This window comes from Pseudomonas sp. CCI3.1 (assembly GCF_034313985.1).
Taxonomy (GTDB): Bacteria; Pseudomonadota; Gammaproteobacteria; order Pseudomonadales; family Pseudomonadaceae; genus Aquipseudomonas; species Aquipseudomonas psychrophila.
Map to the genome: position 1 here is coordinate 2,026,456 of NZ_JAVIWO010000001.1, position 25,501 is coordinate 2,051,956.

Consider the following 25,501-nt stretch of genomic DNA (forward strand, 5'->3'; position numbering starts at 1 on the left):
ATCACCCTGTGGGAGCGGGCTTGCTCGCGATTCAGTCGACGCGGTGTATCTGAACAACCCCGCCGATGCTATCGCGAGCAAGCCCGCTCCCACATGTTCAGGGCTTGAGTGCTTTCTTCGGATAAATATCGTACCGGCTCGATTTCCCGTCCAGCGCATGGCTTGGCTTGGGGCCTGCAATGCAGGGGGCCTTGCGGGGCCGCTTGACCACCACACGGTGGGTCGCCAGCGCCAGCGCGGCCTCAAGCAGGGCCGGGGCATCGTTGTCATCGCCTACTAACGGGCGAAACAGGCGCATTTCTTTTTTCACCAGAGCGGTTTTCTCGCGATGGGGGAACATCGGGTCCAGGTAGATCACTTGCGGCGGCTCGCCCTCCCAATTACGCATCACTTCAATCGAGTTGCCTTTGAGCAAGTGCATGCGCGACACGATCGGTGCCACTTCAAAGTCATCCAGGCCACGGGCCAGTCCGTCTTCGAGCAATGCGCCGATCAGCGGCTGACGTTCGATCAGGCTCATCTCACAGCCCAGGCTTGCCAGCACGAACGCATCCTTGCCCAAGCCTGCCGTGGCATCCAGCACCCGTGGGCGTACGCCTTGTTGAATCCCCACCGCCTTGGCAATCATCTGCCCCGTGCCGCCGCCGAACAAACGGCGATGGGCTGCGCCGCCTTCAACAAAATCAACCCGCACCGGACCTGGCGCGTCTGGCCCCAGTTGCTGCAACTGCAAACCCTGGGCGCTCAATTGCAAGGCGAACTCCGCGTCTGGCTCATCCATTGGCAAACCCAGACGCTCAGCCCATTGCTCGGCCAAGGCCTGGTAGGCCTCGCCCAGCGCCTCGACTTTGATACGACAGCCCGCTGCTTGCTCAATCATCTAAAAACACGCTCAAAAATTTAATGATCGGCAAAGGCTGCCGATAAATGAAATATCCGGCATTTTGCCAGAGCTGGGCGTTAACCGAGAGCTATGTCAGACATTCATTGCGCACCCATCGGCTTTATTACGCCAATTGGCGACTTCGGCCGGCACAATTCGCAGATCACGGGCAGTGTCAATCACCTGTGGAAGGACTTCTACGCCCAGGCGTTGGCAGAACAGTCCGGCGCTGAAGAATGTGCGGCGTTTGATGCAGGGCTGCCCGCCAAAGATGAACATGCCGAACCCCGTGGTGGCAGTGATCTGTTGGTTAATATCGTCACCCAGCGCCACTGCGAGGTTCAGGACACCGAACGGCGCCCGCCCGAAGCCCTGTTTTTGCCCATTGCCGAATTCGAACTGGACCTCCTGCCACCGCCTGCCGTGCCCTTCCCGCCTGAAGACATGATCGAACAACAGCACCAGCAGGACTTCAACAACACGTGGGTGCGCCCGATCGTCATGGCCCAGGGTCACCCCCTGCCCGATCCGGGCCCGGGACCTGAGCCGCGACCTTTGCACCTGCCGATTGCCGAGTTTGAGCTGGACTTGCTGCCTCCGCCCGCCGAGCCGTTCGACGCCATTACATTGATCGAACAACAACGGGCAATGGACTTCGATGTTGGCTGGGCTCGCCCGATCGTTATCAACAACCTGCGCATGGCCGCTTAAAGCAGACCCAGTTGTTCACGAGCCTGGGGTTGATGCAACTCGGGCAATGGGGGCAACCCCGGTAACCGTTCGCTCAATTGATGGTGAAAACGCCGTGCCAGTTCAGGTGCACGGTGATTGTCCGGCGTATGCAAAAACACGTAGGGCGTACGCCCCTCCTCGATCCAGCCCGCGACTTTTTCAATCCAGGGCAACAGATAAGGATCGTTGGCCTCAAGCTCCGGGCGGCCAATAAAACGCACTTGCGGAAATTGAGTAAAGGCTGCAGGGCGTGGCGGCACTTTGGGCTTTTTTGATTGCGCGTGAAGCACCGCAGGATCGGTCGAGTGGCAACTGAACAGTGCCCGTGGATCAAGGCAGATACGCTCGACACCGCGGTCCATCAGCAAGCGATTGAGCAGGCGCTCGGCATCGCCTCTGGCAAAGAACTCCGGGTGACGCACCTCGACGGCCAGCGGGCACTGCAACGTGTCCATGAAGCTCACCAGCTCGCTCAAACGTTGTGGCCCGAAGCTGGCCGGCAGTTGCAGCCAGAACGGTGCTACGCGCGCTCCCAAGGGGCTCAACAAGTGCAGGAAGTCGTCTGCGGCGTGCAACTGCTCGCGTAAATCGCCGCCGTGGCTGATATCCCGTGCAAACTTGGCGGTAAACCTGAAGTGTTCAGGCAGGTTGCGCACCCAGCGCTCCACCGTGGTCGGTGCCGGGCGAGCATAGAACGTGGTGTTGCCTTCGACTGCATTGAAGACCTGCGCATACAGACTCAAAAAATCAGCCGGGCGCGCGTTCTGCGGGTACAGGCCTTCACGCCAGGCGTTTTCACTCCAGGACGGGCAACCGAGGTAGTAAGGGAGGGGCGTGTGAGTCATGGCTCAAATATACAGATCCAGCCCCAGTACTTCCGTTTCCCAATCGACGAAGCCTGCGGTGGTCAGGTAGCTGGCAAGGGCACTGGCCGCGCTTTTGCTCATGGCTCGCTGGAAGATCATGTCCTGGGAGCGAACCGGCAACTGGCTGATGCGCTCACCGGAAGGTGGCGTACGGGCAGCCTGGGGGGTGTTTTCGAACGAGGCTTCATTGTCGTCAACGGACTCATCGACCAGCGGCTGACCTTTACGCGGCTTGCGCTTGATCGGGTAGGACTGGGAAGAAAAGCCGTCAATGCGCATGGCAACAAGCTCGTTAGCGATAGTTACAATTTAGCGGCGCTGGCCAGACTAAGCAAATGGGCCGGCTATTTTGTAGATACTCTGTTGGCGGTCAACCCTGCCTGTGGGAGCGAGCCTGCTCGCGAACTTCACTTCGCGAGCAGGCTCGCTCCCACAGATGACGTTTCTTTTAGACCTTGCGGCTACAACAGCGGATCAAACGCCACGTTCAGCTTTTGTAGCCGCCACCTTGTCGCGCAAGTACACCGGTTGTGCATCATCGGCCCGGATGGCCTCACCACGGGCCCAGGCAAAGCGGGCCAGGGTCAGCAGGTCTTCGGCGTGAGGCAACATGCCCGCGTCCATGGCATAGGGTTTGACGCTCAAACGATCGGCATAACCCCAGCCGGTACCGGCACCAAACCAGTCACCGCTGGCATCCTCCGGCAAAGCGGCGGCTTCAGGTGCAAGCACCGCCTCAGCGCCTTGCAGACGCATCTCCCCCGCCTGTTCGCGGTAGCAGCCCCAATACACTTCGTCCATGCGCGCATCAATGGCCGACACCACTTGGGTCGCACCGTGCTCACGATGGGCGCGCTGGGCCAGTACCGCCAGATTGGAAACCGGCAACACCGGGCGCTCCAGCGCAAAAGCCAAGCCCTGCACCACGCCGATGGCGATGCGCACACCGGTAAAGGCGCCAGGCCCGCGCCCGAAAGCGATGGCATCGACCGCCGACAGCTCGACGCCGGCCGCAGCCAGCAAGTCTTTGATCATCGGCAACAGCTTTTGCGCGTGCAGGCGCGGGATCACCTCGTAGTGGCTAGTAACCTTGCCATCGTGCAACAAGGCAACTGAGCAAGCTTCAGTCGCGGTATCCAGGGCCAGCAAGGTGCTCATCGGTGTTCCCGTCAGAATCAAAATTGGAAAAAGTGCAGCAGTATAAACAACAACAGCCCGCAAGCGGGCTGTTGTGATGACGCAAAATCGACTTATCAGCTCAGCGCTTCAAGCACCTTGGCCGTGATCGATTCTACCGAGCCAACGCCTTCAACGTGGCTGTACTTGGGCTTGCCCTGGGCAGCAGCCAGCTTCTGGTAGAAGTCTACCAGCGGCTTGGTTTGCGAGTGGTAGACCGACAGGCGGTGACGAACGGTTTCTTCGGTGTCGTCCTTGCGCTGTACCAGGTCTTCGCCGGTCACATCGTCCTTGCCTTCCACTTTTGGCGGGTTGTAGACGGTGTGGTAAACGCGGCCCGAAGCTTCGTGTACGCGACGGCCAGCGATACGCTGAACGATCTCTTCGTCTTCAACGGCGATTTCCAGCACGTGGTCCAGTTCAACACCGGCTTTTACCAGGGCTTCAGCTTGCGGAATGGTGCGCGGGAAACCGTCGAACAGGAAACCGTTGACGCAATCTGGTTGAGCAATACGCTCTTTCACCAGGTTGATGATCAGATCGTCAGACACCAGACCACCGCTGTCCATCACGCTTTTAGCGATCAGGCCCAGCTCGGTGCCGGCTTTGACGGCTGCACGCAACATGTCGCCAGTGGAGATTTGCGGGATGCCAAATTTTTCAGTGATGAACTTTGCCTGAGTACCTTTACCGGCCCCGGGAGCTCCCAGCAGAATTACGCGCATCGATGTGCTCCTCAAATTTTTTATTTAAATGACAACAGACTCGCCTCTTTGGGCCAGTCTCAAAATCGGATTATGGCCATCAAAACGGCCAAGGGCTGATCAAGATACACAGCAGGCCCGGCCCACACAAGCCGCCCAAAGTAGGAATAATTACAGGCAAACCGGCCTCTGCGGCCGGGTGTCACAGGTCGCAACCCCACAATAAAGTGTCGCGCCAGCACGGGGATCGGCATCAAGCCTGTCGTTCCCCCGCCCGCCCCGGCGCGACATTCACTGCTCTTTTGCTTTAACCGGTGTTACGCAAGCCTGCCGCGATCCCGGCCACAGTCACCAGCAACGCTTGTTCCAGAGGGCTGTCCTGTGCCGCTTGCTGGCGTCGCGAACGCGCCAGAAGCTCGGCTTGCAATAGATGAAGAGGATCGAGGTAGGTGTTGCGTAAACGGATGAACTCAAGGGTCTCCGGACTGTGCGCCATCAACTGCGCCTGACCGGTCAAGCCCAGCACCACCTCGCACGCCTGCGACAATAAGTCGCGTAAGTGCGCACCCAATGGCAGCAGTTCCGGACTCACCAAACGCTCGTCGTAGAGCCGGGCGATATCGGCATCGGCCTTGGCCAGGACCATTTCCAGCATGTCGATGCGGGTACGGAAGAACGGCCACTGCTCGCGCATTTGTGCCAGCTGCTCGCCTTCACCACGCTCCAGCGCCTGGCTCAGTGCGGTTTCCCAACCCAGCCACGCGGGCAGCATCAGGCGGGTCTGGGTCCAGCCGAAAATCCACGGAATGGCCCGCAAACTTTCAATCCCGCCTGCCCGGCGTTTGGCCGGACGACTTCCCAGCGGCAATCGCCCCAGTTCCTGCTCCGGCGTTGACTGGCGGAAGTACTCCACGAACTGTGGATTGTCACGCACCACCCCACGGTAGGCTTTGACGCCGTCTGCCGCCAATTCGTCCATCAGTACCCGCCAGCCAGGTTCCGGCAGGGGTGGCGGGAGCAAAGTGGCTTCCAGTACGGCCGCCAGGTAGAGATTGAGATTCTGCTCGGCAATGTCCGGCAGGCCGAACTTGAAGCGGATCATTTCGCCCTGCTCCGTGGTACGGAAGCGCCCCGCGACTGAGCCCGGCGGCTGCGACAGAATCGCCGCGTGAGCCGGGCCACCGCCGCGCCCCACAGTGCCGCCCCGACCATGGAACAACAACAATTCAACGCCTTGCTCGCGGCAGATATTGACCAGTGACTCCTGCGCCCGGTACTGCGCCCAGGCCGCCGCCGTGGTGCCTGCATCCTTGGCTGAGTCGGAGTAGCCGATCATCACTTCCTGCGGGCCCTTCAGGTGTGCGCGATAGCCCGGTAACAGCAACAGACGCTCGATCACCGGCCCCGCATTGTCCAAGTCAGCCAGGGTTTCAAACAACGGAACCACACGCATCGGGCGCTCAAGTCCGGCCTCTTTGAGCAACAGTTGCACGGCCAGTACATCAGAGGCGGCACCGGCCATCGAAATCACGTAGGAACCCAGCGATGCCTGCGGTGCGGCCGCCACTTCACGGCAGGTTGCCAGCACTTCGGCGGTGTCGGCATCGGGCTTGAAGTAGCTGGGCAATAACGGGCGCCGGTTGCTTAACTCGCGCATCAGGAAGGTCAAGCGCGCATCTTCGTCCCAGTCTTCGTAGCGGCCAAGCCCCAGGTAGTCGGTGATTTCAGTCATGGCCGAGGCGTGGCGGGCCGCGTCCTGACGCACATCGAGGCGCACCAGAAACAGGCCAAACGTGACGGCCCGACGAAGGAAATCGAGCAATGGCCCGTCAGCGATGACGCCCATGCCGCAGGCGTGCAGGGATTGGTAGCAAAGCTCAAGCGGCTCCAGCAGCTCGCGATTGTCCTGCAACACCTCAGCCGGCGCGTCCTGCGAGCTGTTCAGGGCGCTATGCGCCCAGTTACGGGTCGCCCTCAGGCGCTCACGCAATTGCTTGAGCACAGCGCGATACGGCTCGGCACTTTCCCCGGCGACTGCCAGCAGTTGCGGGGTGGCCTGCTGCATCGACAGGTCGGCGGCCAGTTTGTCGATATCGCGCAGGTACAAGTCCGCCGCCATCCAGCGCGCCAGCAGCAGGACTTCACGGGTCACGTTGGCGGTGACATTGGGGTTGCCATCACGGTCCCCGCCCATCCAGGAAGCAAAGCGAATCGGTGCTGCCTCAAGGGGCAAGTGCAGCCCGGTGGCCGCATGCAGAGCCTTGTCCGCCTTGCGCAACATGTGCGGGACGGCGTGCCACAACGAGTGTTCGATGACTGCAAACCCCCACTTGGCTTCATCGACGGGCGTGGGCCGGGTGCGACGGATTTCTTCGGTGTGCCAGGCTTCAGCGATCAGCCGCTGCAAGCGCTGTTCGATTTCGGATTTTTCCGCGAGGGTCAGGTCACGATGATCCTGTGCAGCCAGTTGCTCAGCAATCGCATCGTATTTTTGAATCAGGGTGCGACGCGTCACCTCGGTAGGGTGTGCGGTGAGCACCAGTTCGATCTCAAGACGGCTGACCTGGCGTGCCAGCGATTCGGCGTCATGCCCTTCGGCCAGCAGTCGTTCGAGCAACTGTGGCAGCACCAACGCTTCGAATGGTTCGGCCTGGCCCTCTTCACGCCGGTGGATCAGTTCGTACTGCTCGGCAATGTTCGCCAGGTTCAAAAACTGGTTGAACGCCCGCGCAACCGGCAGCACTTCATCGTCGCTCAGGGCATCCAGAATCGCACTCAATTCCTCGCCTGTAGTGCCGCGCCGATCGGCTTTGGCCCCTTGGCGAATGCGCTCGATCTTGGCGAGAAAAGCTTCGCCGTATTGGTCACGAATCGTATTACCCAACAGCTCACCCAGCAGGTGAACATCATCGCGCAAGCGTGCATCAATATCGGTCATCAGCGGTTTCTCCAGCAGTATCCGGGGACAGCTCGTTCCCAAGAGTGCTTTGCAACGCCTGCTTTTGACAAGTCATACCCCGGGCAAAACTTAAATGTGCGCCTGACCGATCGGTCAAAAAAATTTTAGGCAATTTGCCATCTTTAATTGAACTATTCAAAAAACGCTTCGGTCACAGCCATTAACCATCACCGCTGGAACTCGTGTTCCAACACTCCGGGTGACGCCACCAGTCGTGATGGAATTAGCTGTTATTAAGGAGTTCCCCAATGGAGTTGAAGACCATGATGACCCGCACTGTCAAAACCACCTCTCCTCGCCTACGCGGGCTAAAACTGGCTGCGCTGGCAATCGGCACCAGCTTCGTTTTGGCCGGTTGTGCTGGCAATCCACCGTCAGAGCAGTACGCAGTGACTCAATCGGCCGTGAATAACGCCGTGAGCGCAGGCGCTACTGAATATGCACCGGTAGAAATGAAGTCGGCTCAGGACAAGCTCAAGCAGGCCGAACTGGCCATGCATGACAAAAAATACGATGAGGCTCGTCGTTTGTCCGAGCAAGCAGAATGGGATGCTCGTGTAGCAGAACGCAAAGCCCAGGCCGCCAAGGCAGAGAAGGCCGTTCAGGATGCTCAGAATGCCGTTCAGCAACTGCGTCAGGAAGGCATGCGCAGCGTTCAATAAACGCTGCCCTTTTTTGACTGCACCTGGCGACACAGCACTCCTAATCGATAGAAAGGACTAAATATCATGCGCAATACAGTAATGATCCCTGCACTGTTAGCTTTGAGCGTTGGCCTGGCAGCGTGCTCGCACCAGCCAAACGTCAACCTGGAAAACGCCAAGACCAACTTCTCGGCCCTGCAAACCAACCCGGAAGCCACCAAGGTTGCAGCGCTTGAAACCAAGGACGCAGGCGACTGGCTGGACAAGGCTGAAAAGGCTTACCTGAACAAGGAAGACGAGTCCAAGGTTGACCAACTGGCTTACCTGACCAATCAGCGTGTTGAAGTGGCCAAGCAAACCATCGCGTTGCGCACCGCTGAAAACAACCTGAAGAACGCAGGCGCAGCCCGTAACCAGGCATTGCTCGATGCCCGTGATGCGCAGATCAAGCAGCTCAAAGGCATGAACTCCAAGCAAACCGAACGCGGCACCTTGGTGACCTTTGGTGATGTGCTGTTCCAGTTCGGCAAGTCCGATCTGCAACCTAACGGCCTGCGGAACATCAACACCTTGGCCAATTACCTGAACCAGAACCCGGATCGCAAGGTGATTGTCGAGGGTTACACCGACAGCGTTGGCTCGGCAGCTTTCAACCAGTCCTTGTCTGAGCGTCGTGCCGAATCGGTGCGTAATGCACTGGTACGCAAAGGCGTAGACCCTACCCGCATCGTGGTTCAGGGCTATGGCAAGGAATACCCGGTCGCAAGCAACAGCACCGACTCGGGCCGTGCCCAAAACCGTCGCGTTGAAGTCACCATCTCCAACGACAACCAACCGGTAGCACCACGCTCCTCGATGCAGTAACCCCCTGTAAAAAAGCCCCGCCTGAGTGATCAGGCGGGGCTTTTTTTGGGCGCAGATAAATCCACAACTGTGGGAGCGGGCTTGCTCGCGATGCAGACAGCGCGGTTCGTCAGGCAAACCGAGGCGATATCATCGCGAGCAAGCCCGCTCCCACAACAGAACGTTACTGCTGCAGTTTTGGTGTTTCCTGGTCCAGGCAACGCACCGCCTGTTTCTTGTTGTTGACCAGTACCCCGGTCAGGCCTTTTTGCTCGGTATCGAACAACACGATGATGCCATCGATGCACTTTGCCACCTGATTGGCCGGCGTCAGCGAGACTTTGTAGTCTTCGCCCGGGATGGTCTTGAGCATGGTGTAGTCACTGAGCAGCAGCGCGTCTTCAGGCTTGGCGAAGTGCAGGTAACCGTAGTACCACAGGGCGCCGACGGTGCCGATAATGCTGCAAATACCGGTAATGATCAGGGGAATGGCGTTGCGTTCTTCACTCATTGTTGGCTCTCGGGTTCAAGTACGGTGTTCGGTGAGGCGGGGTAATTGGCGATTTCGCCCAGTCGCCGCACGCCATTGAAATGTTGCGGGTCATCCAGGTAGCGCAGCATCACCTGACGCCAGGTCGGGTCGGCAAATGTTTGCACGTGACCACCACGGGTCAGTTGCAGCACCTTGGGCGGGGGCGCAGCTTGATACAGGCGCAGGCCATTGGAAAGCGGAACAACCGGGTCATCCAGACTGTGGAAGATCAGCATCGGTACGCCGGCCATTTGCGGCATTGCATAAACGGCGCTGTCGGCATCGGGCACCAGCCACGATAACGGCACTTGCAACGGCCAGGTCAGCCAGGAAGTACTCAAGGCAAACTGCCCCACTTCGCGGTAACTGGCTGGCACGCCATCCAGCACCATGGCCGCGACTCGAGCCCGTTGCTGCGCATGCTCGCTCAGGTAGTGAACCCCCATCGCGCCACCCAGGCTTTGCCCCAGCACAATCAGCGGCAGGCCTTGAGCCTGGGGCTCGTGTTGCAACCAGTCGAAAGCCGCGTCGATGTCCTGATACACACCTGGCAAGCCCGGCGAGCCCTGAGACAGGCCGTAACCGCGATAGTCGAGCATCAGCACTTGATAGCCCTGCGCCGGCAGCCAGGCAGTCGCGCCAAGGTGGTAGGCCAGGTTGCCGCCATTACCGTGCAGATGCAGCACCGTACCCTTGAGCGGCACACCTTTTTTGGCCGGTAGCCACCAGCCACTCAGTCGCGTGCCATCGGCGGCAGTCAACGTCACGTCGCGATACTCCAGACCCGCGGCCGTCGGAGTGATCGGCAGGCCGGGTTCGGGATAGAACAGCAATGAACTGCATCCGCTGAGGGTCAACAGCAGGCAGAGTACAGCCAGGGTTTTCATCAAAACCAATCGCCTGAGTAGGTGTATGGGTGGGAGCGGGCTTGCTCGCGATTGCATCGACGCGATTCAACTGAAACACCACAGCGTCTGCATCGCGAGCAAGCCCGCTCCCACAGGGTTTATAAGATATTCGAGTAATCCGCTTCGATACGGTCAAGGCTCAAATGATTGAGGAAGTTGGAGAAGCACATCCAGGCCGAGAGCGCGTTCATGTCGCGAAACTGATCGGGCAGGTATTTGGGGGCTACCACCAATCCTTCATCCACCAACTGGCGCAAGGTGCGCATGTCTTCCAGCGTGGTTTTGCCACAGAACAGCAGCGGCACTTGTTCCAGCTTGCCTTTACGTACGGCCAGCTGAATGTAGTTGTAAACCATGATGAAGCCCTTGAGGTAGGACAAGTCTTTGGTGAATGGCAGTCCATTTGGCACCGACCCACGGAACACCCGACTCGCATTGCCATAGCTTTCTGGCATCTCAAAGCCTTGCTCGCGGAAGAACTCGTATACCTGCATAAAGTCCGCGCCCTCCTCCACCATGTGAATGGCACGGGTACGGTTAGTCAGTTTGCGCAGACGGCTCGGGTAGGAAGCAAAGGTGATGATCTCCATCAAAATCGCCAGGCCTTCCTGGGTCACGGTAGACGAAGGCGGACCCTTGGACAGAAAGGTGCAGATCGGCTGGTTCTGACCATTGAGCGTGGTGCCCACGTGCACCAGCCCTTCGTGGACTTCCAGCGCCCGCACATCACGCTCGTTGAACATCGCATCGGTGCGGATCTTGATGTAGTCAGCGCCTGCTGCGGCGTCCGCGACGATGCCATCGGACTCGAACACCCGAATGGTGTCTTCGGCTTCACCAAACACCTTGTTCAACCGGGTTTGCAGCAAATTCACAGCATCCTTGGCAGTCAGGGTCTTGGCTTCGTCCTTGAGCGCGCCACGCCCGTCGATGTTGTCCAGATAGTCGGACATCATCAGGCCCAGGTCGGCCAGGGTCGGGTCACCGGCATGGAACGCGTCCGATGCGGCGCCATACAGCTCCTGGGAGATCAGCCCGAAATCTTCAGTGCCACGCGCTTCAAGCATGCGCACCACCATCCGGTACTCCTTGCACATACGACGCATGATCTGCCCGACCGGGTTGAACTGCCCCAGTTGGCGGGTGATATCACGCTCGATGTTCTGGAACTCTGACTTCACCGCCGCCGAATCAAAGGACAACGGCCGTCCAAGGTAATAGTCGCGGGTGACCGCGGGCATTTCCTTGCCTTTGGCCTTTAAAAAGCCCTGGCGGATGCTGTCGTCCCACTTCACCGCATCCAGTACACGGATCGGTGTTTGTGCCAGCACGATGCGGTCAGACAAGGTGCGTATCGTGCGCTGGTAGTCGTCCACCGGCAGCTTCCTTTAATTAAGAGCGTTACTTGGCCACACGTTTATAGCGGGCCGCTTCGACAAATACGTCGGAATTGGCCGGGTCGTCCAGGTAAGCAAAGACCTCAGCCGAAGGGCTTTTGATCAGGGTGCCGGGGCCTTCCGGCGTTTCGACCGGATCACCATTCAACACGGACTGGCCGATGGCCTGTTTGACTTGCTCCAGGTCCAGGTCGTAGATCACCAGCTCACCGTTATCGGTCAGTTCAAAACCGCTCAGGGTGTAATTGCCGCCCAGTTTGGCCGGTATCGCAGCCGAGGCATACCAGCGACTGCCGTGACGGGCAACGATGAACACATACCGCTCACGGGCCTTGGGCTCGCCCTTGGGATAAACCACTGCCTGGTAGCGCGTTTTGTCGATGGCACTGATTTCCAGATTGCGGGCTTGCCCCCAGGCGTCCTTGCTGACCCATTTACCCAGCAGTTGTTTCGGAGCCGGCTGTGGCACAAGCGGCGCCTGGCTAAAGGTCACCAAACATCCGTTCAACGTTAAAAACGACAATGCCATAAGCATCACGCGCCAAGCTTTCATGCCTGCATCCTTCTATAGAGCGGCCAGCACCAAGTGCATATAACGCGTAAGAATAGCCAGCCGGTCGTCATCCGCCTCAGGCTGCGCGCCATCAAGTAGGGCCTGATATTCCATCCGACCGATAATCGCCGTCAAGACTTTGGCATCCTGCTGAGGTTGCCTGGAGCCTAGCACTTCGAAGATCTGACAGGCGCCCTGAAGGAAAATCTGTTGATGGGCGCGTACCAGCACCGCCAACCGGGAGTTGATCAGCGCCGCCTGATGAAAGGCCTGTTCGGCCATCAACTGGTCGCGGCGGGTGAGCATTTGATGGTGAAGGTAATCGGCGGTCATCCTGGCGATATCATCGGCAAGCACCGCTCGCGCCTGCGCGCTGCCATCCCCTTGCGCCATCATCTCGCGCAACTTGCCTTCGGTGCCTTGCCACAGCTTGGCCATGAATGCTGCGCTGCGCTCAACATACTGGGCAAAGGTGTCGTTGATCAGGTCATCGATGTCCTTGAAGTAGTAGGTGGTTGCCGACAGCGGCACCCCTGCTTCAGCCGCCACGGCCCGATGGCGCACGCCGCGTACGCCGTCGCGCACCACAATGCGCATGGCGGCATCGAGGATCAGTTGGCGACGCTGCTCACTGCCATGCCGGCTGGCCTTGCGGCCCTGATACTCAACATTTTGCGCGAGCGCGACCGCGATATTTGCTGCACCTTGAGGGGTCATGACAGATTCCTTCTGAATTGAGCGGCGTTACCGAAACGATGGGAGCGAGCCTGCTCGCGAAGGTGGCTGACGATAGCGCGTGTTTACCGGTGATCGCGCAGCGCCTTAGTCTTTCGCGAGCAGGCTCGCTCCCACAAACTCTCCTGAATGTTCAACTGGCTGCGCGCCAGACAATAAAAAGCCGCCTTAACGGCGGCTTTTTATTTTGCATCGTTACGCTTGTGGGCGCATGTGCGGGAACAGGATCACGTCGCGAATCGACGGCGAGTTGGTCAACAACATCACCAGACGATCGATACCGATACCTTCACCGGCAGTCGGCGGCATGCCGTATTCCAGGGCACGAACGAAGTCTGCGTCGTAGTGCATGGCTTCGTCGTCGCCTGCATCCTTGTCAGCAACCTGTGCCATGAAGCGCTCGGCCTGATCTTCAGCGTCGTTGAGCTCGGAGTAGGCGTTGGCGATTTCACGGCCACCGATAAACAGCTCGAAGCGGTCAGTGACGTTCGGGTTATCGTCGTTACGACGGGCCAGCGGCGACACTTCGAACGGGTACTGGGTGATGAAGTGCGGCTGCTCCAGCTTGTGCTCGACCAGCTCTTCGAAAATCATCACTTGCAGCTTGCCCAGACCTTCGAAGCCCAGCACTTTGGCGCCAGCTTTCTTGGCGATGGCGCGAGCCTTGTCGATGTCGTTCAGGTCGTCAGCGGTCAGCTCAGGGTTGTACTTGAGGATCGAGTCGAACACCGACAGACGCACGAACGGTTCGCCGAAATGGAACACCTTGTCGCCGTAAGGCACGTCGGTGCTGCCCAGAACCAGCTGAGCCAGCTCACGGAACAGCTCTTCGGTCAGGTCCATGTTGTCTTCGTAGTCGGCGTAAGCCTGGTAGAACTCCAACATGGTGAATTCTGGGTTGTGACGAGTCGAAACACCTTCGTTACGGAAGTTGCGGTTGATCTCGAACACTTTTTCAAAACCACCCACCACCAGACGCTTCAGGAACAGCTCCGGCGCGATGCGCAGGTACATGTCCATGTCGAGGGCGTTGTGATGGGTTTCGAACGGTTTGGCTGCCGCACCGCCCGGGATGGTTTGCAGCATCGGCGTTTCCACTTCAAGGAAGTCGCGCGCCATCAGGAAGCTGCGGATATGGGCGATCACTTGCGAACGCACACGGAACGTGTGACGCACGTCTTCGTTGACGATCAGGTCAACGTAACGCTGGCGATAACGCTGTTCGGTGTCGGTCAGACCGTGGTGCTTGTCCGGCAGCGGGCGCAGGGATTTGGTCAGCAGGCGCACGCTGGTCATTTCAACGTACAGGTCGCCTTTACCGGAGCGGGCCAGGGTACCTTCAGCGGCGATGATGTCGCCCAGGTCCCAGGTTTTCACTTCGGCCAGGGTTTCTTCGGGCAGGGTCTTGCGGTTGACGTAGACCTGGATGCGACCGGTCATGTCCTGGATCACCATGAACGAGCCACGGTTAAGCATGATGCGACCAGCAACCTTGACCGGAATGGCGGCTTCAGCCAGCTCTTCCTTGGACGCTTGCGCGTACTCCTTCTGCAGGTTGGCGCAGTAGTTGTCACGGCGGAAGTCGTTCGGGAAGGCATTACCCTTGGCGCGCTCGGCTGCAAGTTTTTCCTTGCGCAGGGCGATCAGGGCGTTTTCTTCCTGTTGCAGGTCTTGCGGATCGAGTTGTTGGTCGCTCATGTCTTAAAAAATTCCATCACAGGTTCGTTGCCCCCGCCTTGCGGCAGGGGGAAGCGGGCTTCAGCGCGCCTTTTGGGCATCGCGCTGGCTTCGCACACGTTTTGTTGCGCGACTTACAGCCCTTGTTTCAGGCTAGCTATCAGGTATTCGTCGATATCGCCGTCGAGTACCTTGTCGCAATCGCTGCGCTCGATATTGGTACGCAAATCCTTGATACGAGAAGCGTCCAGAACGTACGAGCGGATCTGATGACCCCAGCCGATGTCCGACTTGGTATCTTCCAGGGCCTGGGAAGCGGCATTGCGCTTCTGGATTTCCTGCTCGTAAAGACGCGCACGCAACATTTTCATCGCGGTGTCTTTGTTCGCATGCTGCGAACGTTCGTTCTGGCAGCTCACCACGGTGTTGGTCGGTACGTGAGTGATACGTACGGCCGAGTCGGTGGTGTTTACGTGCTGACCACCCGCACCGGAGGAACGATAGGTGTCGATCCGCAGGTCGGAGGGGTTGATGTCGATTTCGATGTTGTCGTCGATTTCCGGCGAAACGAATACAGCCGAGAACGAGGTGTGACGACGGTTGCCCGAGTCGTACGGGCTTTTGCGAACCAGACGATGGACGCCAATCTCTGTACGCAACCAACCAAACGCGTATTCGCCTTTGATGTGTACGGTTGCGCCTTTGATCCCGGCCACTTCACCGGCAGACAGTTCCATGATGGTGGCATCGAAGCCGCGCTTGTCGGCCCAACGCAAATACATCCGCAACAGGATATTGGCCCAGTCTTGCGCTTCGGTGCCACCGGAGCCGGCCTGGATGTCCAGGTAAGCGTTGTTGGCATCCATCTCACCGCTGAACATGCGGCGGAATTCGAGTTTTTCAAGGGCTTCGCGCAGACGTTCCACTTCAGCGGCAACGTCATCTACAGCGGCCTGATCTTCTTCCTCGGCAGACATCAGCAGCAGGTCTTTGGCGTCGGCCAGACCCGAGTGCATCTCATCGAGGGTTTCAACGATCTGCGCCAGCAGGGAGCGCTCGCGCCCCAGCTCCTGGGCGTACGAAGGGTTGTTCCAGACACTCGGATCTTCAAGCTCGCGATTGACTTCAGTCAGACGCTCATGCTTTTGATCGTAGTCAAAGATACCCCCGAATGGTTTCGGAGCGCTCTGACAGGTCCTTGATGCTGTTAAGGATCGGGTTGATTTCCATGGCTGGCGGCACTCGTAGGCGATTTTTACAAAGCCGGGGAGTATACCGTAAACAGAGCGTATCAGCAGCCCGCCTGGCGGGGTTCTGGGCAGGAAAATGCAGATAAACCGCACTGATCCAATCTCGAACGATCTCGCTCACAGATGATTAGGGGTAATAGCTTATTGACGCATTGCGTCAGAGATTTCCTCTTTCCGGTGAAGGCCAGATCATGGAAGTTTGTCTCCGGCCCAGATCTGCTTGCACCTTGGCAAAACGGAGGTTTAGGGTGCGCTCTTCGCTGACCTCTCAGCGGACGGAAGTGGAAGTCCGAAGCTAATCAAGCGCACAGGATGCGCTGGCCCATGTTTCATTGCTTTTGCTCTGCGCGGAACAAACCAGTGATGAAATTACCGAGTTGGGCAGCGGTGTTGAACGCGGCCTGATCTGGTCGATGGTGCACTCGGTCGAAATGGCGCGCGCCGTGGTGGACTCATTGCTGGAACGTGTCGGGTAACGATTGGTTTCGCTCTTAAAAATGCGTCACAGACATCACAGAGCCCTGCGCAAAATCTGTAGCAGCTGACGAGTAGAACGAGGCTGCTACGGTTCGTGCGCAAGCCGCCACATGACAGGCCGGCCGGTTGGCCGCCTCGGCGGGCCTGCTGTTGATCTGCCCGCCCCTTCGGGAGGCCGGAGCGAGGGAACCTGAGCGAAGCGAAGGCCGTACGCTGGGGCGAGGGAACCTGAGCGAAGCGAAGGCCGTACGCTGGGGCGAGGGAACCTGAGCGAAGCGAAGGCCGTACGCTGGGGCGAGGACTTTTTGGTTCCTTTTTGGTCCTTCAAAAAGGGACTCGCTGTAAGAGCGAAACCCATCTTTCAGTTAGACCCAAATGCCGGATATGTACGCCGCGGCACAGTTACCCCCTCCCCCGCACCCAAAAAATCAGAGAGCAATCACTCAATCCCCACCCGATTACGCCCATTCTTCTTGGCCAGATAAAGCCCCTTGTCCGCTGCCGAAATCAACTCACGGCAATTGCTGCTCTGTTGCGGGGTCAGGGTGGCCAGGCCAATGCTGATGGTCAAACTGCTACCAGCAACGGGCGAAATGTGCGGAATCTTCATGGCTTCAACCGACATCCGCAGTTTTTCAGCCACCAGTCGGGCGCCACCCTGGGACGTATTGGGCAGCACGATGGCAAACTCCTCGCCACCGTAACGGGCCGGCAAGTCAGACGGCCGGCTGCTGGCATCACGAATGGCCCCTGCCACTTTGCGCAACGCTTCATCCCCGTCCAGATGGCCAAAGGTGTCGTTGTAGGACTTGAAGTAATCAACATCGATCATCAGCAACGACAACTGTGTTTGCTCGCGCAGGGCACGGCGCCATTCCAGTTCCAGGTACTCATCGAAGTGACGACGATTGGACAGCCCGGTCAGGCCGTCGGAATTCATCAGTCGCTGCAGCACCAGGTTGGTATCCAGCAACTGCTGCTGGCTGACCCGTAGCGCACGGTAGGCGGCATCACGTTGCAACAGTGTCATGTAGGACCGCGAGTGATAGCGGATCCGTGCCACCAGCTCGATGTTGTCCGGCAGTTTCACCAGGTAATCATTGGCCCCCGCCGAAAACGCCGCGCTCTTGATCAGCGGATCTTCTTTGGTGGAAAGCACGATGATCGGGATGTTCTGGGTCGCCGGGTGATTGCGGTACTCGCGCACCAGGCTCAGCCCGTCCAGACCCGGCATCACCAGATCCTGCAAAATCACCGTAGGCTTGATACGGATAGCCTGAGCAATGGCCTGATGCGGGTCCGCACAAAAGTGAAAATCAATATTCTGCTCAAGGGCCAGCCCACGGCGTACGGCTTCACCGATCATTGCCTGATCGTCCACCAGCAACACCATGGCCGCGTTTTCGTCAGTTTTAACGTCGTCCAACTGCAAGTCGCTCATGCGCGTTCACCTGAATTTCTTCCTTCAAGCCAGGCCTGCCAGGTTTTACCAGTCATTTGGCAAATTTCTCCAGCAAGCGTGGCGCAATCTTGTCCAAGGGGCGGATCTCAACTGCTGCGTCGATGGCGGCGGCCGCTTTGGGCATGCCGTACACCGAGCTGCTGTGCTGATCCTGGGCAATGGTGAGGAAACCCTGCTGACGCATGGACTTGAGGCCCTGGGCTCCGTCACGCCCCATGCCGGTCAACAGCACCCCTACCGCATCGCCGCTCCAGTACTGGGCAACACTTTCAAAAAATACATCTATCGAAGGTCGATAAATTTCGTTAACCGGCTCGGCGGTATAGGCCAGCGTGCCGTTTTTCAATAACCGTATGTGGTGGTTGGTCCCTGCCAGCAGGACTGTGCCCACCTGAGGGGTTTCGCCGTCACGAGCCAAACGCACGTCAAGCCCGCACGAGGTGCTCAGCCACTCGGCCATCCCGGCAGCGAAGACCTGATCCACATGCTGGACCAGCACGATGGCCGCACCAAAGTTCCTCGGCAGGCCCTTAAGCAGGGTTTCGAGCGCCGCCGGGCCGCCTGCCGACGAACCGATGGCGACCAGCCCGCCTCGCCCCCCTGGGACACGAGGCTGTGCCGAAACCGGAGTGACCCGCTTTTCGCTTTGGCCCATCAACCAGCCGACATTGAGGATCTTGCGCAGTAAAGGCGCCGAGGCTTCCTTGGGATTGCTGCCGCCCAGCACGGGCGTGTCCACCACATCCAGCGCGCCAAAGCCCATGGCTTCGAACACCCGATGGACATTCTGTTCACGGTCGATGGTAACGATGACGATGGCGCACGGGCTTTCGGCCATGATCCGGCGTGTCGCTTCGACCCCGTCCATGACAGGCATGATCAGGTCCATCAAAATCAGGTCAGGCGTGTTTTCGGCACAGAGGCGCACGGCCTCTTCGCCATCACTGGCGACCCAGACCACCTGGTGCGCAGGCTCGAACGCAAGCGCTCGACGCAGGGCTTCAACCGCCAAGGGCATATCGTTGACGATGGCGATTCTCATGTCTGGGCTCCTCCAATGAGTTCAACTACTGCATCAAGCAGAGCGTCGTCATGGAAACTGGCTTTGGCTAGATAATAGTCGGCTCCTGCATCCAGGCCGCGCCGACGGTCTTCTTCACGATCTTTGTAAGACACCACCATCACCGGCATCGATTGCAATCGACTGTCGCGGCGCAACAGCGTAACCAGCTCGATGCCATCCATGCGCGGCATGTCGATGTCGGTGATCAACAGATCAAAGTGTTCGGCCCGCAAGGCATTCCAGCCGTCCATGCCGTCAACTGCCACGGCCACTTCGTAACCACGATTAAGCAGCAGCTTGCGTTGCAGCTCGCGCACTGTCAGGGAGTCATCCACGACCAGGATACGTTTGCGGGTCAGTTCGGCCGTGTGTCGGTTGCGCCGATCGATACGCTCCAGACGCCCGGTGTTGAGCAGCTTATCGACCGATCGCAGCATGTCTTCAACATCAACGATCAGCACCGGTGAACCATCGTCAAGCAAGGCCCCGGCCGAGATGTCCTGCACCTTGCCCAAACGCGGGTCCAGGGGCAATACCACCAGGGTACGTTCACCGATAAAACGCTCGACGGCCACGCCGTACACCGCGTCGCGCTCGCGAATCACCACGACCTTGAGGGTTTCGTCATCGCTCTGACTGGGCGGGCGTTGCAGCAATTGGCTAGCGGCAACCAGCCCCACATGCCGGCCTTCATGCCAAAAGTGCTGACGCCCCTCAAGCTGTACGATTTCATCCGGATGCACATCGCGCATGCGCTCGATATGCGCCAGCGGGAACGCATAAGCCTCGTCTGCGACCTCCACAACCAGGCTGCGCACCACGGACAAGGTCAACGGAACTTCAAGATGGAAGCGGCTGCCATGCTGCGGGGTGTGCTCCAGCACAATGGCACCGCGCAGCAAGCGCACCATATGCTGAACGGCATCCAGCCCCACGCCACGCCCCGACACTTCGGTCACGGTGTCACGCAGGCTGAAACCCGGTAAAAACAGAAAGGTCAGCAGCTCTTCTTCGCTCAGCTGGGCCACTGTCGGCTCGGTGGACAGCTGACGTTCAACGATGGTGCGGCGCAGACGGTCCAGATCGACACCGGCACCGTCATCGCTCAGTTCCAGCACCAGCAACCCGGCCTGATGGGAGATGCGCAAGCGAATCAAGCCTTCGGCGGGCTTGCCGGCCAGCAATCGCTGCTCGGGGGCTTCAATGCCGTGATCGACCGCATTGCGCAACAAATGGATCAATGGGGCTTCGAGTTTTTCCAGTACATCGCGATCAACCTGGGTTTTCTCGCCTTCGATTTCCAGGCGAATCTGTTTACCCAGGGCGCGGCCCAGATCACGCACCATGCGCTCCTGCCCGACCAGAACATCGGCAAACGGACGCATGCGACACGCCAGGGCCGTGTCGTAGAGCATTTGTGCACGCTGTCCCGCCTGCCAGCAAAACTCGTCGAGTTCGGCGGTCTGTTCGCCAAGCAGATGCTGGGACTCAGCCAGTATTCGTCGAGCATCCATCAGCGCTTCTTCAGCTTCATGGCCAAGCCCCACGACCTTGAGCTGCTCACTGAGGGTATCCATAGCCCGCAGGTTGGTGCTTTGCATGCGTTTAAGCCGCTGCAATGTCACCAGAAATGGCTTTAGACGCTGGTTTTCTACCAGCGATTTGCTGGACAGATCGAGCAGGCTGTTAAGGCGCTGCGCAGTGACGCGCAAGACTCGCTCGCCGCCTTCGGTCAGGCGTTGAGGACGTCGCACGGGCTCTGGCGCCACCTCGGGCTCGACCTGCGGCTCGATCAGCGGCTCCAGCAGAGGTTCTATCTGTGGCGCAGAAGCAGCAGGCGCGGGCGCCAGCAGCAGTTGCGACACGTCGAATTCGGGCGGTGCCACCCGCGTACTCGGGGCTGAAGGGTCCAGCAACTCAGTCATGAGCGCCACATAGGCCTCGATGTCCGCCGGCCCCACGTTTGCACTGCCGGGTGTGGCGATGCGCATCAACAGATCCGTGCCTTGCAGCAAGGCATCGATGTGCTCGGGCTGCAGGTACAAACGGCCTTCCTGAGCACTCACCAGGCAATCTTCCATGACATGGGAGACGCTAACCCCGGCATCAACCCCGACAATCCGTGCCGCGCCCTTGAGCGAGTGGGCGGCACGCATGCAGGCTTCAAGCTGGTCGGCCTGGGTCGGATTGCGTTCCAGCGCCAGCAAACCGGCATTGAGCACCTGGGTTTGCGCCTCGGCCTCAAGACTGAACAGCTCAAGCAACGAGGCGTCGCGCATTTGCTCAGGGGTCATGTAAGGCTCCGGGTGATTGCACTCAGCAGTTGCTCTTCATCCAATAAACGCAGACTGCGGGTTTTCCACTGCAGCACACCCCGGGTGTATTTGGCGCTGGCATGCTCGCCAGAGACTGACGCTGCGTTGATGTCACCCTCGGCGATATTGTGGATGCCATCCACTTCATCCACCGGCAGCACGACCGCCCCGCCGTGGGCAGCCACAATCAACATGCGCGGCATGACCCGCAGCGATGTTGCACCGGGCACGCCAAGGTCGAGCCCCAACAGTTCAACCAGAGACAGACACGGCACCAGCGTTCCGCGCACATTTGCCACACCGCGCAAGGCCCGTGAGCGCTGGTGCGGCAAGGAGTGGATCGACTGCATCGGCGCCACCTCATCCAGACACCGCGTGACCAACGCCAGCCATTCATCGCCCAAACGAAAAATCACCAGCGAACAGGTCGCCACTTTTTGCTCATGGGCCTGCGGGACATAGAGTTCCTGATGCTCCTGCTCAAATGAGTAGCGATCCAGCAACCGGGTCGCGGCACTCGAATAGACAGCACAGTTACGACAATGAATGTGCTGCGCCAGCAACGGGCAGCTCTTGTCACCGTAGATACCCATGCGGTTCCAACAGTCATCAATGGCCTGTGCTTCGGCGTGGATCAAACTCTGTGCTGCTAAAGCGCTCATTGTTTACGCTCACTTTGGACGGAGTGCCCGTTACGGGCAGCGCGCTCGTGCAACCGCCGGGCACCTGCCGCATCACCTTGCGAGGCCAGCAGAGCTGCCAGATGGGCCAATGCTTCTGAATGCTGGGGGTCCAGATACAGCGCCTTGCGATAAAACCCCTGGGCCTGAGAGGTCTGGCCTTGAACATCACTGAGCAAACCCAGCCAGTAAAACACCTCAGCCTGTGGTTCATGACGCTGCAGAAATTGCTCGCAAACTGCACGGGCCTCACTGCTTTTGCCTTCATTGGCCAAGCTGGCTATCTGCTCAAGCAGCCCCTTGGAATCATCGGGTATCGAAACCGTTTTTTGCGCGACAGGGGCTTGAGGTCGCGGGGAAAAAGGCCGGGCAGCCGGTGGTGGTACAGGGACCGTTGGTTGTCTGCGTACGGGCGGTTTGTTTTCAGGCGGCTCAGGATGCGCCAAAGGTAAAGGCTCGTTGCTGTGGCAAAAGGCAAACGACTGTGGCGCACCGATCGAACGCATTCCAAGACGAGCGAGCAAACTGCCCTCGGCCGGGCCGATGAACAGAACGCCGTCATCACGGGTCAGACGCTTGAGCACATCCAGTGCCTGCTGCTGGGTTTTAAGATCAAAGTAGATCAGGAGATTGCGGCAGAACACAAAATCATAAGGCGCATGACTGCCCAGCAGCGCCGGGTCCAGCAAGTTTGCTACGGTGAAGCGGATCTGTTCGCAGACCCGCTCGGACAGTTGATAGCCGTCGCTCTCAAGGCTGAAGTAGCGCTCGCGAAAATCAGTGTGCTGACCACGAAAAGAGTTTTTGCCATACACCGCACTCTGGGCCCTTTGCACCGAAAGCGGACTGACATCCAGCGCTTCGACTTTAAATTGATGTGCCGCAAAACCTGCATCGAACAGCGCCATTGCAATCGAATACGGCTCTTCGCCGGTCGAACATGGCAGGCTCAGGATTCGCAGTGCGCGCCGACTGCCGATTTGGGTCAGGCGTAGTCTGGCCAGGCGACCCAGCGTGGCAAAGGATTCGGGATAACGAAAAAACCAGGTCTCGGGCACGATCACTGACTCGATCAGGGCCTGCTGTTCATCCTGGGAACTGAGCAGGCGCTGCCAGTAACGATCGTTATCGACCATGTTCAGCGCAATGCAACGCTGGCGAACGGCACGCTCGATAATGGCCGGACCGACCGAGGCCACGTCCAGACCGATTCGCTGCTTCAGAAAATCGAAAAAGCGCTGATCGGCACTCATGGGTTCACCTGTTCGCAGGTGTCATCTTCATCTTGGGCAAAGAGCAACGCATATACCGCTGGGCTCAGCAGGTCGTCGATGCTCAACCACTGCAATAGCCCCGCTTCGTCTTGACGTACGGGGCCCAAATAAGGCGCATCGCAGTTATCAATGCCATAGGGCTGAAAATCTGCCGGATCACAACGCAGCGTATCGCTGGCTTGTTCAAGCAACAGCCCGAGCAATTGCCCGCGATACTTGACCAGCACCAGCCGGGTGCTGGTGCGGGCCACGGCTTCGGTGCCAAAGGTCATGGCGCTGATATCGATCACAGGAATCATTCGGTCACGATGAGCGAACACCCCGGCCACCCACGAGGGTGCATGGGCAATGGGCTTGAGTGGCAAGCGCGGCAGCACCTCGACGACGTCGGTGGCGGCCAGCGCATAGCGCTCATTACCAATGTAAAACACCAGAAACAGGCGTTGCTTGGGCACCTTCACGCCCGCGTGCTTGGCTAGAAGCTCGCTCATCAGACTTTAAAACGCGAAACGCCGCTACGCAGCCCAACGGCAACCTGACTGAGTTCGTCGATCGCAAAGCTGGCCTGACGCAAGGACTCGACGGTCTGGCTGCTGGCATCTCCCAGTTGTACCAGCGCAAGGTTGATCTGCTCGGCGCCCGTGGCCTGAGCCTGCATGCCTTCATTGACCATCAGCACTCGCGGCGCCAGGGCCTGGACCTGATGAATGATCTGCGACAGCTGCTCGCCCACCTGCTGCACCTCGGACATGCCACGACGCACCTCTTCGGAGAACTTGTCCATGCCCATCACGCCTGCGGAGACCGCCGACTGAATCTCGCGCACCATCTGCTCGATATCGTAAGTGGCCACAGCCGTCTGGTCGGCCAGGCGCCGGACTTCAGTGGCGACCACGGCGAAACCACGGCCGTACTCACCGGCCTTTTCAGCTTCGATGGCGGCGTTGAGCGACAGCAGGTTGGTCTGGTCCGCCACTTTAACGATGGTCACCACCACCTGATTAATGTTGCCGGCCTTCTCGTTGAGAATGGCCAGCTTGGCATTGACCAGATCCGCAGCGCCCATCACCGAGTGCATGGTTTCTTCCATGCGGGCCAGGCCTTGCTGCCCGGAACCGGCCAGTATCGAAGCCTGATCCGCTGCCGAAGTCACTTCGGTCATGGTGCGCACCAGGTCACGGGAGGTGGCTGCAATTTCACGGGACGTGGCGCCGATCTCGGTAGTGGTAGCAGCGGTCTCAGTGGCCGTGGCCTGTTGCTGCTTGGACGTGGCGGCGATTTCAGTGACCGAGGTGGTGACTTGTACCGAAGAGCGCTGGGCCTGGGACACCAGCGTTGTCAGCTCCGCCATCATGTCGTTGAAGCCGGTCTCCACCGCGCCAAACTCGTCCTTGCGTTCCAGGTTCAGGCGCGAGCTCAAGTCACCGGAACGCATCACTTCCAGAATCGAAACGATGCGCTGCATCGGCGACATGATCGCCCGCAACAACAGGAAGCCACACAGCGCCGCCGCCAGTACAGCAATAACCAGCGAAACAATCATGCTGATCTTGGCGGTCATAACCGCTTGGGCAATGTTGTCCGTTGCAAGAACGGCAGACTCGCGATTGCCTTCGATAATATCGTTGAGCGCCTTGCGTCCAGCCATCCAGGCCGGAGTCAGCTCCGCGCCAAGCACCTGGTGCGCTTGTGCATAATCCTTGTTTTGATACAGGTCCAGCACCTTCGACAACACCAGGCCGTATTCTTTGTGAATACGTTCAAAGTCCTCAAAGTGAGCGTTGTCATTGCCTTCAAAAATAGTGCTTCGATAGTTTTGCAGCTCTTTGTTAAGGCGGTCTTCGTAACTGGCGTACAGCTTGCGATCTTCGTTGTTCAGATCGCGCTGGTTGATCGAACCCACCAGTTCCAGAGTCAAGACATAGCTGTCGACCCAGGCACTGCGAATCATCGAACTGTAGTAAACCCCGGGGATCGAGTCGGTCTGCACCTTCTCTTCGCTGCTCTCGATTGAAAGCAGGCGCGAGTAAGACGCCACAACCATCAGCAGCATAATGGCGATGATTACAGCAAAGCTCGCCAAGATGCGTTGGCGTAACGTCCAGTTCTTCACAGTCGATCCTCGGGAGCCATTCAAATGAAGGCGAGTATAGCCGAGGGTACGCAATGATTCGTACAGACGTTGAGACAGATCTCACAGCAACAAACAAAAAAGCCTACGCATAAAACAGACTAAATAAGTAGGAGATTGCAAATTGTGCTCAATCTGTGGGAGCGGGCTTGCTCGCGATTCAGGCGACGCGGTGGATCTGGCAGACCGCGTTGCTTTCATCGCGAGCAAGCCCGCTCCCACAGGTCAGGTGTCACTCAT

Annotated in this window: 24 protein-coding genes; 4 read left to right on the forward strand and 20 right to left on the reverse strand. The window is 58.7% G+C overall.

What is annotated here, in order from left to right:
• Positions 1-97 precede the first annotated feature (97 nt).
• Entirely contained in the window at positions 98-880 is a 783-nt protein-coding gene (locus RGV06_RS09270; protein ID WP_322149857.1) for a class I SAM-dependent methyltransferase, read from the reverse strand.
• A gap of 93 nt (positions 881-973) precedes the next feature.
• Here RGV06_RS09270 and RGV06_RS09275 point away from each other — a divergent pair, with 93 nt between their 5' ends.
• Entirely contained in the window at positions 974-1,594 is a 621-nt protein-coding gene (locus tag RGV06_RS09275; RefSeq protein ID WP_198821902.1) for an energy transducer TonB, read from the forward strand.
• Here the strand turns inward: RGV06_RS09275 and RGV06_RS09280 are convergent.
• The 5 genes from RGV06_RS09280 to ppc all read right to left on the reverse strand — a co-directional run bounded on the left by RGV06_RS09280 (position 1,591) and on the right by ppc (position 7,299).
• Positions 1,591-2,460 carry a DUF72 domain-containing protein gene (locus RGV06_RS09280; protein WP_322149858.1) on the reverse strand — a complete coding sequence of 290 codons (870 nt, stop codon included), beginning with the start codon at positions 2,458-2,460 and terminating at the stop codon, positions 1,591-1,593. The two genes, RGV06_RS09275 and RGV06_RS09280, sit on opposite strands and share 4 nt — an antisense overlap.
• A 3-nt stretch (positions 2,461-2,463) precedes the next feature.
• Positions 2,464-2,760, reverse strand: coding sequence for a hypothetical protein (locus RGV06_RS09285; RefSeq protein WP_019822138.1), 297 nt, complete (start codon positions 2,758-2,760; stop codon positions 2,464-2,466).
• A gap of 195 nt (positions 2,761-2,955) precedes the next feature.
• A complete protein-coding gene (gene tsaB, locus RGV06_RS09290) occupies positions 2,956-3,639 on the reverse strand; it encodes a tRNA (adenosine(37)-N6)-threonylcarbamoyltransferase complex dimerization subunit type 1 TsaB (RefSeq protein ID WP_322149859.1) in 684 nt (227 codons plus the stop codon).
• 95 nt (positions 3,640-3,734) lie between these two features.
• Positions 3,735-4,382 carry an adenylate kinase gene (gene adk / locus RGV06_RS09295; RefSeq protein ID WP_019822134.1) on the reverse strand — a complete coding sequence of 216 codons (648 nt, stop codon included), beginning with the start codon at positions 4,380-4,382 and terminating at the stop codon, positions 3,735-3,737.
• Between the two features lie 286 nt (positions 4,383-4,668).
• A complete protein-coding gene (gene ppc / locus RGV06_RS09300) occupies positions 4,669-7,299 on the reverse strand; it encodes a phosphoenolpyruvate carboxylase (RefSeq protein ID WP_046809328.1) in 2,631 nt (876 codons plus the stop codon).
• Positions 7,300-7,568: 269 nt separating this feature from the next.
• Between ppc and RGV06_RS09305 the strand changes: the two genes are divergently transcribed.
• Both RGV06_RS09305 and RGV06_RS09310 read left to right on the forward strand, forming a co-directional pair.
• The gene (locus RGV06_RS09305) at positions 7,569-7,982 is read left to right on the forward strand and encodes a DUF4398 domain-containing protein (RefSeq protein ID WP_019822131.1); all 414 of its coding nucleotides are present in this window, start codon (positions 7,569-7,571) and stop codon (positions 7,980-7,982) included.
• Between the two features lie 66 nt (positions 7,983-8,048).
• Entirely contained in the window at positions 8,049-8,828 is a 780-nt protein-coding gene (locus tag RGV06_RS09310; RefSeq protein ID WP_019822130.1) for an OmpA family protein, read from the forward strand.
• A 163-nt stretch (positions 8,829-8,991) separates the two neighbouring features.
• On the opposite strand, the gene RGV06_RS09315 is transcribed toward RGV06_RS09310, so the two are convergent.
• The 7 genes from RGV06_RS09315 to prfB form a co-directional block, all read right to left on the reverse strand.
• Entirely contained in the window at positions 8,992-9,318 is a 327-nt protein-coding gene (locus RGV06_RS09315) for a hypothetical protein (protein WP_019822129.1), read from the reverse strand.
• Positions 9,315-10,226, reverse strand: coding sequence for an alpha/beta hydrolase (locus RGV06_RS09320; RefSeq protein ID WP_019822128.1), 912 nt, complete (start codon positions 10,224-10,226; stop codon positions 9,315-9,317). Before RGV06_RS09320 ends, RGV06_RS09315 begins: the two co-directional genes overlap by 4 nt.
• 119 nt (positions 10,227-10,345) lie before the next feature.
• Complete coding sequence (locus RGV06_RS09325) at positions 10,346-11,623, reverse strand: flavohemoglobin expression-modulating QEGLA motif protein (RefSeq protein ID WP_019822127.1); 1,278 nt, start codon at positions 11,621-11,623, stop codon at positions 10,346-10,348.
• Between the two features lie 25 nt (positions 11,624-11,648).
• Positions 11,649-12,197 carry a hypothetical protein gene (locus RGV06_RS09330; protein ID WP_046809330.1) on the reverse strand — a complete coding sequence of 183 codons (549 nt, stop codon included), beginning with the start codon at positions 12,195-12,197 and terminating at the stop codon, positions 11,649-11,651.
• A gap of 12 nt (positions 12,198-12,209) precedes the next feature.
• Positions 12,210-12,914, reverse strand: a complete 705-nt coding sequence (locus RGV06_RS09335) for a TetR/AcrR family transcriptional regulator (RefSeq protein ID WP_019822124.1) — start codon at positions 12,912-12,914, stop codon at positions 12,210-12,212.
• A 213-nt stretch (positions 12,915-13,127) separates the two neighbouring features.
• The gene (lysS, locus tag RGV06_RS09340) at positions 13,128-14,630 is read right to left on the reverse strand and encodes a lysine--tRNA ligase (protein WP_019822123.1); all 1,503 of its coding nucleotides are present in this window, start codon (positions 14,628-14,630) and stop codon (positions 13,128-13,130) included.
• A gap of 113 nt (positions 14,631-14,743) precedes the next feature.
• Positions 14,744-15,839, reverse strand: a protein-coding gene (gene prfB, locus RGV06_RS09345; protein WP_108912622.1) for a peptide chain release factor 2 whose coding sequence is annotated in 2 segments (ribosomal slippage) — positions 14,744-15,766 and positions 15,768-15,839 — 1,095 coding nt in all. Because the reading frame shifts where the segments join, the coding sequence is not laid out codon by codon here.
• A gap of 352 nt (positions 15,840-16,191) precedes the next feature.
• On the opposite strand from prfB, the gene RGV06_RS09350 reads away from it, so the two are divergent.
• Positions 16,192-16,335 (forward strand): hypothetical protein, encoded by a 144-nt coding sequence (locus RGV06_RS09350; RefSeq protein WP_322149862.1) that lies wholly within the window; start codon positions 16,192-16,194, stop codon positions 16,333-16,335.
• Positions 16,336-16,775: 440 nt separating this feature from the next.
• On the opposite strand, the gene RGV06_RS09355 is transcribed toward RGV06_RS09350, so the two are convergent.
• The 7 genes from RGV06_RS09355 to RGV06_RS09385 are packed head-to-tail and all read right to left on the reverse strand — an operon-like array spanning position 16,776 to position 25,243.
• The gene (locus RGV06_RS09355; protein ID WP_019822117.1) at positions 16,776-17,777 is read right to left on the reverse strand and encodes a response regulator; all 1,002 of its coding nucleotides are present in this window, start codon (positions 17,775-17,777) and stop codon (positions 16,776-16,778) included.
• Positions 17,778-17,829: 52 nt separating this feature from the next.
• Positions 17,830-18,840, reverse strand: coding sequence for a chemotaxis response regulator protein-glutamate methylesterase (locus RGV06_RS09360; protein WP_019822116.1), 1,011 nt, complete (start codon positions 18,838-18,840; stop codon positions 17,830-17,832).
• Positions 18,837-21,155, reverse strand: a complete 2,319-nt coding sequence (locus tag RGV06_RS09365; protein ID WP_322149864.1) for a hybrid sensor histidine kinase/response regulator — start codon at positions 21,153-21,155, stop codon at positions 18,837-18,839. Before RGV06_RS09365 ends, RGV06_RS09360 begins: the two co-directional genes overlap by 4 nt.
• Complete coding sequence (locus tag RGV06_RS09370) at positions 21,152-21,838, reverse strand: chemotaxis protein CheW (RefSeq protein WP_046809599.1); 687 nt, start codon at positions 21,836-21,838, stop codon at positions 21,152-21,154. Before RGV06_RS09370 ends, RGV06_RS09365 begins: the two co-directional genes overlap by 4 nt.
• Complete coding sequence (locus tag RGV06_RS09375) at positions 21,835-23,109, reverse strand: CheR family methyltransferase (protein ID WP_019822111.1); 1,275 nt, start codon at positions 23,107-23,109, stop codon at positions 21,835-21,837. Before RGV06_RS09375 ends, RGV06_RS09370 begins: the two co-directional genes overlap by 4 nt.
• Positions 23,106-23,621, reverse strand: coding sequence for a chemotaxis protein CheW (locus RGV06_RS09380; protein WP_046809601.1), 516 nt, complete (start codon positions 23,619-23,621; stop codon positions 23,106-23,108). Before RGV06_RS09380 ends, RGV06_RS09375 begins: the two co-directional genes overlap by 4 nt.
• Positions 23,621-25,243 carry a methyl-accepting chemotaxis protein gene (locus tag RGV06_RS09385; RefSeq protein WP_019822109.1) on the reverse strand — a complete coding sequence of 541 codons (1,623 nt, stop codon included), beginning with the start codon at positions 25,241-25,243 and terminating at the stop codon, positions 23,621-23,623. Before RGV06_RS09385 ends, RGV06_RS09380 begins: the two co-directional genes overlap by 1 nt.
• Positions 25,244-25,501: the final 258 nt, after the last annotated feature.